The sequence below is a fragment of the Salinicola sp. 4072 genome, from assembly GCF_036663415.1.
In the GTDB taxonomy this organism is placed as follows: Bacteria; Pseudomonadota; Gammaproteobacteria; order Pseudomonadales; family Halomonadaceae; genus Salinicola; species Salinicola salarius_A.
Map to the genome: position 1 here is coordinate 19,508 of NZ_JAXOVV010000032.1, position 14,165 is coordinate 33,672.

General features: G+C 63.2%; 15 protein-coding genes. 9 read left to right on the forward strand and 6 right to left on the reverse strand.

Annotated features, from left to right (window positions below):
* Positions 1 to 47 precede the first annotated feature (47 nt).
* The 7 genes from pncA to R3F72_RS16600 all read left to right on the forward strand — a co-directional run bounded on the left by pncA (position 48) and on the right by R3F72_RS16600 (position 7,789).
* The gene (gene pncA / locus R3F72_RS16570; protein ID WP_332780219.1) at positions 48 to 743 is read left to right on the forward strand and encodes a bifunctional nicotinamidase/pyrazinamidase; all 696 of its coding nucleotides are present in this window, start codon (positions 48 to 50) and stop codon (positions 741 to 743) included.
* A gap of 101 nt (positions 744 to 844) precedes the next feature.
* On the forward strand, positions 845 to 1,051 hold the full coding sequence (locus R3F72_RS16575) for a dodecin (protein ID WP_071229935.1): 207 nt from the start codon (positions 845 to 847) through the stop codon (positions 1,049 to 1,051).
* Between the two features lie 178 nt (positions 1,052 to 1,229).
* Positions 1,230 to 2,603, forward strand: coding sequence for a Trk system potassium transporter TrkA (gene trkA, locus R3F72_RS16580; protein WP_071229936.1), 1,374 nt, complete (start codon positions 1,230 to 1,232; stop codon positions 2,601 to 2,603).
* A gap of 55 nt (positions 2,604 to 2,658) precedes the next feature.
* Complete coding sequence (locus tag R3F72_RS16585) at positions 2,659 to 4,107, forward strand: TrkH family potassium uptake protein (protein WP_332780220.1); 1,449 nt, start codon at positions 2,659 to 2,661, stop codon at positions 4,105 to 4,107.
* A 244-nt stretch (positions 4,108 to 4,351) separates the two neighbouring features.
* A complete protein-coding gene (gene sstT / locus R3F72_RS16590) occupies positions 4,352 to 5,596 on the forward strand; it encodes a serine/threonine transporter SstT (RefSeq protein WP_332780221.1) in 1,245 nt (414 codons plus the stop codon).
* 145 nt (positions 5,597 to 5,741) lie between these two features.
* Positions 5,742 to 6,956 carry a TraB/GumN family protein gene (locus R3F72_RS16595; protein WP_087719970.1) on the forward strand — a complete coding sequence of 405 codons (1,215 nt, stop codon included), beginning with the start codon at positions 5,742 to 5,744 and terminating at the stop codon, positions 6,954 to 6,956.
* A gap of 359 nt (positions 6,957 to 7,315) precedes the next feature.
* Positions 7,316 to 7,789, forward strand: a complete 474-nt coding sequence (locus R3F72_RS16600) for an Hsp20 family protein (protein WP_071229941.1) — start codon at positions 7,316 to 7,318, stop codon at positions 7,787 to 7,789.
* Positions 7,790 to 7,903: 114 nt separating this feature from the next.
* On the opposite strand, the gene R3F72_RS16605 is transcribed toward R3F72_RS16600, so the two are convergent.
* Together R3F72_RS16605 and R3F72_RS16610 are read right to left on the reverse strand one after the other, a co-directional pair.
* A complete protein-coding gene (locus tag R3F72_RS16605) occupies positions 7,904 to 9,481 on the reverse strand; it encodes a BCCT family transporter (RefSeq protein WP_332780222.1) in 1,578 nt (525 codons plus the stop codon).
* Positions 9,482 to 9,651: 170 nt separating this feature from the next.
* Positions 9,652 to 11,223, reverse strand: a complete 1,572-nt coding sequence (locus tag R3F72_RS16610) for a BCCT family transporter (RefSeq protein ID WP_332780223.1) — start codon at positions 11,221 to 11,223, stop codon at positions 9,652 to 9,654.
* Between the two features lie 242 nt (positions 11,224 to 11,465).
* On the opposite strand from R3F72_RS16610, the gene R3F72_RS16615 reads away from it, so the two are divergent.
* Positions 11,466 to 11,744: a hypothetical protein gene (locus R3F72_RS16615; protein ID WP_087719965.1), complete on the forward strand. Its 279-nt coding sequence runs from the start codon at positions 11,466 to 11,468 to the stop codon at positions 11,742 to 11,744.
* A gap of 10 nt (positions 11,745 to 11,754) precedes the next feature.
* Here the strand turns inward: R3F72_RS16615 and R3F72_RS16620 are convergent, their stop codons facing one another.
* Positions 11,755 to 12,060, reverse strand: a complete 306-nt coding sequence (locus tag R3F72_RS16620) for a hypothetical protein (RefSeq protein WP_332780224.1) — start codon at positions 12,058 to 12,060, stop codon at positions 11,755 to 11,757.
* A gap of 156 nt (positions 12,061 to 12,216) precedes the next feature.
* On the opposite strand from R3F72_RS16620, the gene R3F72_RS16625 reads away from it, so the two are divergent.
* Entirely contained in the window at positions 12,217 to 12,480 is a 264-nt protein-coding gene (locus R3F72_RS16625) for a type B 50S ribosomal protein L31 (protein ID WP_087719963.1), read from the forward strand.
* A gap of 159 nt (positions 12,481 to 12,639) precedes the next feature.
* Here the strand turns inward: R3F72_RS16625 and R3F72_RS16630 are convergent, their stop codons facing one another.
* The 3 genes from R3F72_RS16630 to R3F72_RS16640 all read right to left on the reverse strand — a co-directional run.
* Positions 12,640 to 12,843 (reverse strand): cold-shock protein, encoded by a 204-nt coding sequence (locus tag R3F72_RS16630; protein ID WP_071229947.1) that lies wholly within the window; start codon positions 12,841 to 12,843, stop codon positions 12,640 to 12,642.
* Between the two features lie 315 nt (positions 12,844 to 13,158).
* Positions 13,159 to 13,782: a LysE family translocator gene (locus tag R3F72_RS16635; RefSeq protein WP_332780225.1), complete on the reverse strand. Its 624-nt coding sequence runs from the start codon at positions 13,780 to 13,782 to the stop codon at positions 13,159 to 13,161.
* A 149-nt stretch (positions 13,783 to 13,931) separates the two neighbouring features.
* The coding region (locus tag R3F72_RS16640; RefSeq protein ID WP_332780226.1) for a hypothetical protein at positions 13,932 to 14,165 on the reverse strand (234 nt) is incomplete at its 5' end.

Here is a 14,165-nt window from a genome sequence, read left to right on the forward strand (position 1 = left end):
CTGCCTTCGATACTGAGAGAGAATTCGCCACGCAGGAAGCGCCAGCCGTGCCTGACAACGACATTCTCGACAGCCCTGCCAGCCCCGAGACCCAGCCCGCCGGACTCGCTCTCGGTGGCGTTGCCCCGCATAGCGCCCTGATCGTCGTCGATGTCCAGCCGGACTTCATGCCGGGCGGTGCGCTGGCCTGTGCCGAAGGAGACGAGATCCTGCTGGGGCTCGAGTGGCTGCTGGCGCAACATGCCTTCGCTCATGTCGTGGCGACGCAGGACTGGCACCCGCCGGGGCACGTCTCGTTCGCCTCCGGGCATCCGCCCCATCAGCCATTCGAGTCGATCGAGCTCTACGGCCACGCCCAGACCCTGTGGCCCGACCACTGCATCCAGCGCACCGAGGGCGCGGCGCTGCATCCGGCGATCGACTGGTCCGCCTGCGACGCGATCATTCGCAAGGGCACCGATCCCGGCATCGATTCCTACAGCGCCTTTCGCAACAACATCGGCCCCGACGGCCATCGCCCTGCCACCGGGCTCGCGGGCTGGCTGCGCGATCGCCGCGTCACCGATGTCTACGTCTGCGGGCTGGCGCGGGATGTCTGCGTACTGTGGACTGCCGAAGACGCCGTCGCCGCCGGCTTCAACACCCATTTCCTCTGGCCGCTGACGCGGCCGGTCACGTTCGAGACGGACGACGATACCCGCCAGCGCCTTTCGTCGCTGGGCATCGCCATCGTCGATGCCTGAGCCATCGGCGCGCCTGAATCGTACCTCTTTCCAGGCCCCAGGGAGTCCAGGGGCTTTCAGTCGTCGGCAACGGCCGACGCTTTCAACCAAGGAGCTTTACCATGAGCGACCACGTCTACAAGCAGATCGAACTCACCGGTTCCTCGACCACCAGCATCGAGGATGCCGTCCAGAATGCGCTGACCAAGGCCAGCAAGACCCTGCACGGCATGCGCTGGTTCGAGGTCACCGAAACCCGCGGCCACCTGGAAGACAACAAGCTTTCCCACTGGCAGGTGACGATCAAGGTCGGCGTCACGCTGGATTGAATGACGCCCCCTTGGGCACGGCTCGGGGCCGCTGGCGAGATGTCGCCCGCGGCCCTGTCATTCGTTCGTCCACCTCGTTATGCTACGCGCTGATTTCGGCGCCCGGCGGGGTTCGCCCCGATTTCCCGGCGCCGGGTAAACTGGCAGGCGGTACGCCGTATTTCCGTGATGGTTTGGCATGAAAATTATTATTCTGGGTGCCGGTCAGGTCGGCGGTACGTTGGCCGAACATCTGGCCAATGAAGAGAACGACATCACGGTCGTGGATATCAACGAGGAGCGGCTGCGCGAACTGCAGAACCGTCTCGACATCCGGACGGTGATCGGTACCGCGTCCTACCCCAACATTCTGCGTCAGGCCGGCGGCGAAGATGCCGACATGCTGATCGCGGTGACCAGCTCCGACGAGATCAACATGGTCGCCTGCCAGGTCGCGCATACGCTGTTCCGCACGCCGACCAAGATCGGCCGCGTGCGTTCGACGGCCTACCTGACGCGCAAGAGCCTGTTCTCCAACGACGCCATCCCGGTGGACGTGCTGATCAGCCCGGAGCAGGTGGTGACAGACCATATCCGCCGTCTGATCGAATACCCCGGCGCGCTGCAGGTGCTCGACTTCGCCGGCGGCCTGGCCCAGCTGGTGGCGGTCAAGGCCTACTACGGCGGCCCGCTGGTGGGGCAGGAACTCGGCTTTCTGCGGCGCCACATGCCCGACATCGATACCCGCGTGGCGGCGATCTACCGCCGCGACCGGCCGATCATTCCCACCGGCGACACCGTCATCGAAGCGGACGACGAGGTCTTCTTCATCGCCGCGCGGCGCGATATCCGCACCGTGATGGGCGAGCTGCGCAAGGTAGACCGCGACTTCCGCCGCGTGCTGATCGCCGGGGGCGGCAATATCGGCGAGCGCCTGGCGGAAACGCTGGAGCACAAGCACCAGGTCAAGATCATCGAGCACGATCTCGGCCGCTGCGGCACCCTCTCCGAGAAGCTCGACCGCACCGTCGTGCTGCACGGTAGCGCCACCAGCAAGCGGCTGATGCTCGAGGAAAACATCGAGGATTGCGACATCTACTGCGCGCTGACCAACGACGACGAGGTCAACATCATGTCGTCGATGCTGGCCAAGCGCCTCGGCGCCAAGAAGGTGCTGACCCTGATCAACAATGCCGCCTACGTGGACCTGGTTCAGGGTGGTGAGATCGATATCGCGATCTCGCCGCAGCAGACCACCATCGGCAGTCTGCTCACCCACGTGCGCCGCGGCGATATCGTCAACGTGCACTCGCTGCGCCGCGGCGCGGCGGAGGCGATCGAGGCCATCGCCCACGGTGACAAGCGCTCTTCCCGCGTGGTCGGCCGCACCATCGGCGAGGTCGACCTGCCCAGCGGGACCAGCATCGGCGCCATCGTGCGCGGCAAGGAGGTGCTGATCGCTCACGACGACGTCATGATCGAAACCGGCGACCACCTGATTTTGTTCGTGATCGACAAGCGCCGCATTCGCGACGTCGAGCGGTTATTCCAAGTCGGCCTGACGTTCTTCTGATGACGATCATGCTACGCCACCCCTGTCCGCCACAGCCGATCGGGAACGCCTCGTCGTGAATTTGCTTGTGATCCTCCGCATCGTCGGTCTACTGCTGATGCTGTTCAGCCTGACCATGGTGCCGCCGATCGTCATCGCCCGAATCTTTCACGATGGCAACTGGCACGCCTTCGGCGCCGGCATGGCGATTTCGATCATCACCGGCGCACTGCTCTACTGGCCCAACCGGAAGGCCAAGCGCGAGCTGCGTACCCGCGACGGCTTCATCATCACCGTGCTGTTCTGGAGCGTACTCGGGCTGTTCGGGACGATCCCCTTTATGGTCTCCGCAGCGCCGTCGATGTCGTTCACCGACGCCGTGTTCGAGTCGTTCTCCGGTCTCACCACGACCGGTGCCACGGTGCTCAGCGGCATCGACCACCTGCCGGCCTCGATTCGCTTCTACCGCCAGCAGCTCCAGTGGCTGGGCGGGATGGGGATCGTCGTGCTGGCGGTGGCGATCCTGCCGACGCTGGGCATCGGCGGCATGCAGCTCTACCGGACCGAGATCCCCGGGCCGCTGAAGGATTCCAAGCTGACGCCGCGAATCACCGAGACGGCCAAGGCGCTGTGGTACATCTACGTGATCCTGACCGTGGTCTGCGCGCTAGCCTATTGGGCCGCGGGAATGAACTGGTTCGATGCCATCGGCCACAGCTTCGCCACTGTGGCCGTCGGCGGATTCTCCACCTACGATGCCAGCATCGGCCACTTCGACAGCACCACCATCGAGATGATCTGCGTATTCTTCATGATCGTCTCCTCGGTCAGCTTCGGCCTGCACTTCGCGGTGTGGCGCGAGCGGCGCCTGCTGCAGTACATCCGCGATCCGGAATTTCGCTTCTTCGTGACCTTCCTGGGCTTGCTGATCGCCATCACCATCATCACGCTGTTCGCCACCGGCACCTATCACGACGCCACCGGCATCCGCCACGGGCTGTTCGAGGCGGTCTCGGTGGCGACCACCTCGGGCTTCAGCGTGGCCGACTTCACGCTGTGGCCCGGCGTGTTGCCGATCTTGCTGTTCATGGCGGCTTTCGTCGGCGCCTGTTCGGGGTCCGCGGGCGGTGGCATGAAGGTGATTCGTATCCTGCTGATCCTGAAACAGGGTATTCGCGAGATTCACCGCCTGATCCACCCCAACGCCGTGTTCGCCGTCAAGGTCGGCAAGATGCGCATTTCCGAGGGGGTCGCCGAAGCCGTGTGGGGATTCTTCTCTGTCTACATGATGCTGTTCGTGGTGATGCTGCTGGCCCTGCTCGCCACCGGGCTCGATCAGGTGACGGCGTGGTCGGCGATCGGCTCGGCACTCAACAACCTGGGCCCGGGGCTCGGTGATGTCTCGACCGATTACGGCGACATCCCCAGTGCCGCCAAATGGATCCTGGTGCTGGCGATGATGCTGGGGCGCCTCGAGATCTTCACCATTCTGGTACTGTTCACGCCGGCCTTCTGGCGTCGCTGAGCGGCCGGCGCTCACTCCCCTCTTCTCGAATCCATTTCCCCGCTTCTCGAATCCATCGTTTCCCCGAAATCCATCGTTTTTTCACCACCAATCCGCTGCCGCGCTGGTCGATGCCACCAGGGATCGCGCGCCGGGCAGGGTTTCCGGCGAGTGTCGCGCCGGCAGCGATGATAGAATGCCGCCCTTCGTGGCTACGCTGCCATCCCATCTCGGTATCCTCAAGCAAGAGTCATAAGAGAGAGTCATGTCCGCCAGTTCCGACACCCGAACCGCTTCCTCGCGCCTGCCTCGCATCGGGCTCATTCCCCAGATCCTGATCGGCATCGTGGCGGGCCTGATCCTGGCCTCGCTGGCGCCGTCGACCGCCGCATCGTTCGCCATTCTGGGCGATCTCTTCATCGGCGCGCTCAAGGCGGTCGCGCCGATTCTGGTGTTCGTACTGGTAATGGCGGCCATCGCCAGCCATCAGCGCGGCCAGCCGACCCAGGTGCGCGGGGTGTTGATGCTCTATCTGATCGGCACGCTGGTTGCCGCACTGGTCGCCGTGACGGCGAGTTTTCTCTTTCCGACCTCGCTGATCATCGACGCCCCCAGAGCCGATGGCACGCCGCCGACCGGCATTGCCGAGATCCTGCGCAACCTGGCCATGAGCGCGGTGGACAATCCGGTCCACGCGCTGATCGAGGCCAATTTCATCGGCATCCTGGCCTGGGCGGTAGGGCTCGGGCTGCTGCTGCGTAACGCCAGCGACACCACGCGCCGGGCGCTGGCCGACGTGTCGGATGCGGTCTCCGGGCTGGTGCGCTGGGTGATTCGCCTTGCGCCGCTGGGCATCTTCGGGCTGGTCGCCAACACCTTCGCCTCGACCGGCATGAGCGCCCTGGCGGATTACGCCCAGCTGCTGGCGGTGCTGCTCGGCTGCATGGTCTTCGTGGCGCTGGTGACCAATCCCCTGATCGTGTTCCTCTACACGCGCCGCAACCCGTACCCGCTGGTCTTTGCCTGCCTGCGCGGCAGTGCCATCACTGCCTTCTTCACCCGCAGCAGCGCGGCTAACATTCCGGTCAACATGGCGCTGTGCGAACGGCTCGACCTGCATCCGGACACCTACTCCGTCTCGATCCCGCTGGGCGCCACGATCAACATGTCCGGCGCGGCGATCACCATCACCGTGATGACGCTGGCCGCTGCCAACACCCTGGGCATCGGCGTGGACTTCGCCACGGCGTTCCTGCTGTGCATCGTCTCGGCACTGGCGGCGTGCGGCGTTTCCGGCGTGGCCGGCGGCTCCCTGCTGCTGATCCCGATGGCCGCCAGCCTGTTCGGCATCTCGGCGGACGTCGCCATGCAGGTCGTCGCCATCGGCTTCGTCATCAGCGTAATCCAGGACTCCACCGAGACCGCGCTCAACTCCTCCACCGACGTGCTGTTTACCGCCGCGGCCTGCCGTTCGCCCCGCGCCCAAACACGTCTGGCCGGAAACGATTGACCGGCAACCGAAACCAGAGCCGCCATCACCGAGCCGTTTTCCGTGCCCAGGATGGGTTTTCCGTGCCAACGGCTTGGAATTGGCGGCGTGACGTGCAATATGGGGCGACTATCCTTCAGTCCTTTCAGTCTTGGAACGCCCCTAGATGTCTGACACCGCCGCCGGACCTCGCGAGACCGCCGAGCTCGCCGATCACCACCTGACGCTTCTGGGCACCGCCCACGTTTCCCAGGCCAGCGCCGACGAGGTTCGCGAACTGATTCGCTCCGGCGAATTCGACGCCGTCGCGATCGAACTCTGCACCTCCCGCTACCAGAGCCTGGTCCAGCCCAACGCCATGGCCAAGCTCGATCTGTTCCAGGTGCTCAAGCAGGGCAAGGCGGGCATGGTCGCCGCCAGCCTCGCGCTGGGCGCCTTCCAGCAGCGCGTGGCCGAACAGTCCGGGATCGAACCCGGCGCGGAAATGCGCACGGCGGTCAAGGAGACCCAGCGAGCGGGGCTGCCGCTCTACCTGATCGACCGCGAGATCGGCGTCACCCTCAAGCGCATCTACCAGAACGTGCCCTGGTACAAGCGCTTCAGCCTGATCTCCGGACTGCTGGGCAGCGTGCTGTCGCGGCAGAAGGTCTCCAGCGAGGAGATCGAGAAACTCAAGCAGGGCGACGTGCTCGAATCCACCTTCGCCGAGTTCGCCGAACAGTCCCAGACGCTCTACGAACCCTTGATTACCGAGCGCGACCGCTACATGGCGCTCAAGCTGATCGAGGAACTGCCCGACGGCGAATCGAAGCGCGTGCTGGTGGTGATCGGCGCCGGCCACCTCAAGGGCATGAAGGATCACCTCGAGACCCTGAATCGCCAGCCGCCAGCGCTGGATGCCGTGATCCAGGAACGTGCCAACCTGGAGTCGACCGCGCCCCGTTCGCGCTGGTGGAAAGCGATTCCCTGGGTGATCGTCGCGCTGGTGCTGACCGGCTTCGCCATCGGCTTCAGCCGCGACACCTCCCTCGGCTGGTCACTGGTGGGCGAATGGGTGCTGATCAACGGCAGCTTCTCCGCCCTGGGCGCGCTGATCGCGCTGGGCCACCCGCTGACGATCGCCGCGGCCTTCGTCGGCGCGCCGCTGACCTCGCTCAACCCGACGATCGGCGTCGGCTTCGTGACCGCCGGGGTCGAGCTCTACCTGCGCCGCCCCACCGTCGGAGACTTCTCGCGGCTACGCAGCGACGTCAGCCACTGGCGCGGCTGGTGGCGCAACCGAGTCGCCCGCACGCTGCTGGTCTTCCTGCTCTCGAGCCTCGGCTCGGCCATCGCGACCTGGGTCGCCGGGCTGCGCATCGCCGGGCAGCTGTTCGGCTGAATCGAGCCGAGATCCCGCCGACAGCGGACACTTGAAACCCGCTCCGGCATCTCCATATAGCGCTCGAGACCGGCAACCACGCCGGTTTCGGGCCTTATCGGTTTTTTGGCGGATTCGCTTTCACGAATTTTTGCATCGACCGCTTGAAAACGGATTCGACGGCCCTATTTAACATAATGTCGAGCGGGCAACTCAGGACGGCATCGTCGATGCGCCACTCCCCTCGACGGCAGATGCCGCCAAGCGGGTCTGCGTAGACCACGGAAATATCGCCATACATCGCCGAGCGGGATACCGCGCAAGGCGCACGCATCGATGACGTATTTCCGGACTTCGCTGTCAATCAGGAGGTTAGTACCATGAACACACTGTCACTCTCTCCGCTGTTCCGTCGCTCCGTGGGCTTCGACCGTCTCAATGATCTGTTCGAGTCCGCGATGCAGAACGACGTGCCCAGCTACCCGCCGTACAACGTCGAGAAACATGGCGAGAACGACTACCGTATCGCCGTGGCCACGGCGGGCTTCGCCGAGCAGGAGCTCGACGTCAACGTCGAGAAGCGCGTGCTGACGATCACCGCCGGCAAGGGCGAGCGCCAGGAGGACGACAAGGTGCAGTATCTGCATCAGGGCATCGCCCAGCGCGCCTTCAAGCTGTCGTTCCGGCTCGACGAGAATATCGAGGTCCAGGGCGCCCGGCTCGAGAACGGCCTGCTGATCGTCGATCTGCTCCGCGTCGTGCCCGAAGAGCAGCGCCCGCGGCAGATCCCGATCAACGGCAGCCAGCGCCGCCTGACCGAGACGTCATCGACCGCCGAGACGGTCACGGCCTGAACCGTGTGATCGTATAAGGCCGGCCGCCGAGCCAATGGCGGCCGAGTAGACCGCAACGCCCCCGACGGAGGCTCTCCGTCGGGGGCGTCGTCTTTTCCGGCAGCGGAGACAGCGTCAGTGCGGCGCCGGCGCGCTGCGTGAGTCGTCCAGCACGCCCTGCGCTCTCGCCATCGCGTAGGCCGCCTTTGGCCCGTGCCACAGAGTCGGTATCAGCACCAGCGCGACCGGCACGGCAGGAATCACTACGAACTGCTGCAGCACGCTGACCTGCCCTTCCCCCATACCCAGCAGGATCGCCGCCATCAGCGCGAAGACAATGCCCCAGAACGCCCGCAGCGCGGAGCCCGGATCATCGTTACCGGCACACACCACGGAGACGGCGTAGCTCATCGAATCCCCGGTCGTGGCGACGAAAATCGTCGTCAGCACCAGGATCGCCAGCGCCATCCACGTGCCGCCCGGCAGCGCCTGGGCCACCGTCAGGGTCGCCACGTCGAACTGGAAGTTCTGCAGCGGCTGGCTGAGATCGATCGCGCCCTGGAGCTCGTAGAAGATGCCCGAACCGCCCAGCAGGGTGAACCAGACCGTGGTGACGATCGGCGCCAGCACGGCGGTGGCGATGATCATCTCGCGGATCGTGCGGCCTCGGGAAATCCGCGTGACGAAGATCGCCATGGGCGGCGCGAAACCCACGAACCAGGCGAAGAAGAACACCGTCCACCACTTCATCCAGTCCGGCGACGCCGTCACCGTGGTCATCGTCGACATCTCGAAGAAACTGCCGAGATAGGTGCCGAAGCCCTGGAACCAGCTGTCGACCAGGAACTGCGTCGGGCCGAACAGCAGGATGGCCGCACCGATCACCATGGCCAGAATCACGTTCATGCGGCTCAGGAACTGAATGCCGCGATCGATCCCGGTCACCGCAGAGGTCACGTAGATCGCCCCCAGCCCGGCCAGGATGGCCAGTTGAACCTCGTAGCCGCCCGGAAAGCCGAACAGATCGTGCAGGCCGAAGCTGACCTGGGTCGCCAGAAAGCCCAGCGGCCCCACCGTGCCGGCGGTCACGGCGATGGCGCAGATCGCATCGACCACGCCCCCCAGAACGCCGCGCGCCAGCCGGTCGCCCAGCATCGGCGCCAGCAGGGTTCTCGGCTGCAGCGGCATGCCGCGCTGGTAGTGCTGATGCGACAGGATCGCCACCGGCAGCGTGCCGAGAATCGCCCAGCCGGTGAAGCCCCAGTGAAAGAACGCCTGCGCCAGCGCATCCGGCACGGCATCGGCGGTGCCGGGCTGGGAATCGAACGCCGGCGGCGTGACCACGAAATGATAGATCGGCTCGCCCGCGGCAAAGAACACGCCGCCGCCCGCCAGCAGCGTGCACAGGATGATCGACACCCACCGGAAGGTGCTCATGTCGGGCCGGTCCAGAGAGCCGATCCGCGCCCGCCCGGCCGGAGAGATCGCCACGCCGATGGCGATGAAAAACGTCAGCAACATCAGAAGCTGGATAAGACTGCCGAAGGTTTTCGCGGACCAGGTAAAGGCGGCATCGATCACCTGAGCAACGGTCTCGGGGGCGATCGCCGATGCCGACAGAAATATCAGGATGAAACCGATGGTCAGAACAAGTACGACAGGATCGCCAAAACGGCCACCCTGCGTCGATGGCACGTTGGTGTCAGAGGTCATATCAAAGGGAGGGTTCTTTAGGCATGAAGCGCGCCACACTACAGATACACGAGTGCGGCGGCAAATCGAATCGATCGATCGTCGGCGGCGAAGACGCTTTCACGCAAACGAGAAACGCCCCCGGCAAACGGACTGCCGGGGGCGATGCATCGATCGAACCGGGGCCGCGGTCAGCCCCGAACGGCGCTCACCGTATCGCCCAGCAGGCCCTGCTCCCGCGCCATCGCGTAGGCGGATTTCGGCCCGTGCCACAGGGTCGGCAGCAGCACCAGGGAAACGGGTATCGCCGAGATGACGATGAACTGCTGGAGCACGCTGATCTGGCCGGCGCCCATCTTCAGCAGGATCGCCGCCATCAACGCCATCGCCACGCCCCAGAAGGCGCGCAATGCCGGCTTGGGCTCATCATGCCCCGCGCAAACCACGGAAATGGCATAGCTCATCGAATCGCCCGTGGTCGCCACGAAGATCGTGGTCAGCAGCAGGATCGCCAGCGCCATGAACACCCCACCCGGCAGCGCCTGGGCCACCGTCAGCGTGGCGACATCGAAACGGAAATTCTGCAGCGGCTCGCTGAGATCGATGAGGCCCTGAAGCTGATAGAAGATGCCCGAACCCCCGAGCAGCGTGAACCACACCGTGGTCGCCAGCGGCGCGAGGATCGCCACCGCGACGATCATCTCGCGAATGGTGCGGCCCTTGGAGATCCGCGCCACGAAGATCGCCATCAGCGGCGCATAACCGATGAACCAGGCAAAGAAGAACACCGTCCACCACTTCATCCACCAGCCCGGCGCGGTCTGGGCGGTCATCGACGCCATCTCGAAGAACGAGCCCAGATAGGAGCCGAATCCCTGGAACCAGGCATCGACCAGAAACTGGGTCGGCCCGAACAGCAGGATGACCGCGGCGATAGCCATCGCCAGAATCACGTTGAAGCGGCTGAGGATCTGGATGCCGCGATCGATACCCGTGACCGCCGAGGTCACGTAGATGATGCCCAGCACGGCCATGATGATCAGCTGGGTGCCGTAGCCGTCCACCAGGCCGAAGAGCTCGTGAAAGCCGAAGCTGACCTGGGTGGCGAGAAAGCCGATCGGCCCGACCGTGCCCGCCACCAGCGCGATGACGCAGACTGCATCGACAACGCTGCCCAGCACGCCGCGAACACGACGCTCGCCAAGCACCGGCGCCAGCAGCGTGCGCGGCTGCAACGGCAGGCCGCGATGATAATGCTGGTGCGCCAGCACGATGGCCGGCAGCGTACCGAGTACGGCCCAGGCCAGGAAACCCCAGTGCATGAACGACTGTGCCAGGGCATGGGGCACGGCAGCTGCGGAGTTGGGATCGCTATCGAAGGCAGGCGGTGTGACCACGAAGTGGTAGACCGGCTCGCCCGCCGCGAAGAACACGCCGCCGCCGGCCAGCAGTGTGCACAGGATGATCGAGATCCACTTGAACGTGCTCATCTCGGGGCGATCCGTGCCGCCGACCCGTGCTCGGCCGGCTGGCGAGAGCGCCACGCCGATGGCGATGAAGAACGTCAACAGCAGCAGCAACTGGAAAAAACTGCCGAAGGTTCCCGCTGTCCAGGTGAAACCCGCGCCAATGGCATCGGTCACGGCACCCGGAGAGATTGCCGAAAGCAGCACGAAGGCGACGATGAAACCGATGGTCAGCACCAGAACCACGGGATCGCCAAACCGGCCACGCGGCGTCGGCATGTTGTTATCGGAGGTCATATTCAGATCGGTTCGTTAGGCATGAAGGGCGAAACCCTACCGACCTTGGTCGAGGACCGCAAATTCGTTATTGCTAAAATCGCCCCGTCCGCCCCCGCGCTTCCACCGCCGGGAAGAGCCATGGTGCTACCTTCGCCCCCCCCCCCGAGACGGCACCGCATCTACACCCAAATGACAATGGTAGCGTTCTTCGAAAGGGCTCTAATCTCTAGAGGAACTTCGCCGCCGAGGGGGTACGGTCCATGAAAAGCACGCCGTTCATCACCGAAAGTCTGCTGCAGCGCTGTCGTAGAGAACAGGCCAACCAGTTCCAGCGTGCGCGCCAGAGCTACGATCCGGCCTCGCTACATGATCGCAAGGAACTGTCGCTACTGGTCGAGGAAGCCATCCGCGAAGGGGAAAACTACACCTCGATTGCTCGAGGCCACCAGAACATCGGCTTGACCGAAACCGATCTCCAGAATCTCATCGGCCCCGAGAGCGCGATTCGCGAACGCATCGACCGCTTTCAACAGATTTGAATATCCTTCCTCAGCTACCGCAGTGACGCCGATACCGCTCGGCATCGGCGTCCAGCGTCACACGCTCGTTGACCTTGCTATAGTAGAAAGGCACGAACCGCTGCCCTTGGTCGGCGACCTGGTACTGGCCGCACACGCCATACCCCTTCTGAACCTCTTTCATCGCCTGTAACTCGATTTCGCCGTCGACGCCAAGTTGCTTTGAAATCAAGGACTTGATCTCGTCATCAACGCGGCTGTCCGAGATGGCCTGTCCGCCGAAGATAATGGCAAAAGCCGCCAGAATCGCGATGACGGGGATGTAGAGGTTGTGCATGAACGGTAGCTATCTGGCTGCTGGAAGAGACGCGATGATAGCGGATCGCGCTGCGTTTCGCACAAGTGTGTCCGGCCGTGGCTGCTGATGACGAACCCATTTGCCCCATCATATGTTATGTAATAACATTACTGAATCGATCAACAGGAGAATCTCATGAAAGCAGGCATCCATCCTGACTATCGTCAGGTCATCTTCCACGACACCAGCGTCAACCACTACTTCAAGATTGGCTCGACCATGAGCTCGACGGAAACCATCGAATGGGAAGATGGCAACACCTACCCTCTCGTCCAGCTCGATATCTCCTCGGCCTCGCACCCGTTCTATACCGGCAAGCAGCGCGAAGTCGGCACCGAAGGTCGCGCCGCGCAGTTCAAGCGCCGGTTCGGCAGCATCGCAACGCGCCGCCAGAGCTGAGCCGAGCACTCACCCAACGGCAACGAGCCAGCCGAGTGATCGGCTGGCTCGCTTCATTTGTATGCCACATTTCACGCACACGAAAACACCAAGGCCCGCGTTAGCGGGCCTTGGTGCTGGAAGCTCTATCGCCCTAGGGCGAAGGATCTACCGGAAGTCTTAGAGCGGCTTGATGTTAGCAGCCTGAAGACCTTTCTTGCCCTGAGTGACGTCGAAAGAAACTTCCTGACCGTCCTGCAGAGATTTGAAGCCGTCAGCCTGGATCTCGGAGAAGTGTGCGAACAGGTCGTCGCCACCGTCTGCCGGAGAAATGAAGCCAAAGCCTTTAGTGTCGTTGAACCACTTAACTGTGCCAGTTGCCATGTTCCGAATTCCTTATGCGCTTAGCGCGTAATTACGATTGCCGGGTGCTACCCGAGATAGTGGGTAAAACAAGGGGATATAACCAGGCTACCGAATGATTCGAGTGCAACTGACAATATGCGACTTGCTAACCAACTGACGGCCAGTCTGCGCTCTCGCCAGGTGTTAGTCAACAGCTATGTTCATCGAAAACCAAAAAGATGCGCTCGCGGCCTCTCGCCAGGCCCGGAGCCGGGGCGCAACGCTGCCCGACAAGCCCCATACGGGCGCCGATCCCGCCACGACCGGACGCCGGGAAGGCCGCAGGAGACGATTTCAGCCAGTTGGCCGCTTCATCGCCAGCAGACCGATGCTGAAGACGACCATCAACGCACCACTGACACGGTTGAACCACTGCATCGCCTTGCCATTGCGCAGATAGCGGCCGATCTTGCTGCCCAGCACGGCATAGATCGCGATCGCCACGACCTCCATGACCAGAAACAGCCCGCCCGTGATGGTGAAGCTCAAGGCGTAGTGTTCGGGCACCACGAACTGCGGCAGGAACGCCGTGAAAATCAGGATCGCCTTGGGATTGCCGGCCGCCACCAGAAATTCCTGACGGATCAGCGAACGCATCGACTGGGGCTGCCCGCCCTCGATGATCGCCGACTGCGGCTTGCTCATCAGCAGCTTGAGCCCGAGCCATGCCAGGTACAGCGCCCCCGCCCATTTCACGGCGATGAAAAACCACATGGAAGTCGTCAGCAACGTGCCCAGCCCGACGCCCGCGATGGCAATCATGGGAGTGAACGCAGCGATCCGCCCGGACGAGGCGATGATGGCCTTCAACGGCCCGACGCGAGCCGCATTCGTCGTCGCCAGCAGATTGTTGGGGCCAAATGCCATATTCAGCGCGAAACAGGCTGGTAGGAACACCAGCAGGAAATCCCACTCCATGTCGTTTCCTTGTAGGCGGTTATCGAAGGTAGATAGTCTGAGGCAGACTATAAAATATCTCCAAACGCATCACTCACAGGCATTCTAAACATTACATCCGCGCACAAACGTATATATTATCTATGTAAACATTAGAGGCACATAGGAACTCACCCAATCCATTCACGAATTTTATACACCCAATCAGGAACAGGGTGCTCGCTTGAGAGAAGCTTCACATACCGTTCTGCAAATTTATATTTCACACCATCACAATTAAGGAAACGCTGCATAAATCCCGCCACAGCTGCCTGATCGGCACCGGTGGGGTAGAATCTGACCTTCCTGCCACCGTCTGACAGAGCCTCCCGATGAAACAGATCTCGTTCGCCCAGGCTGAGCAC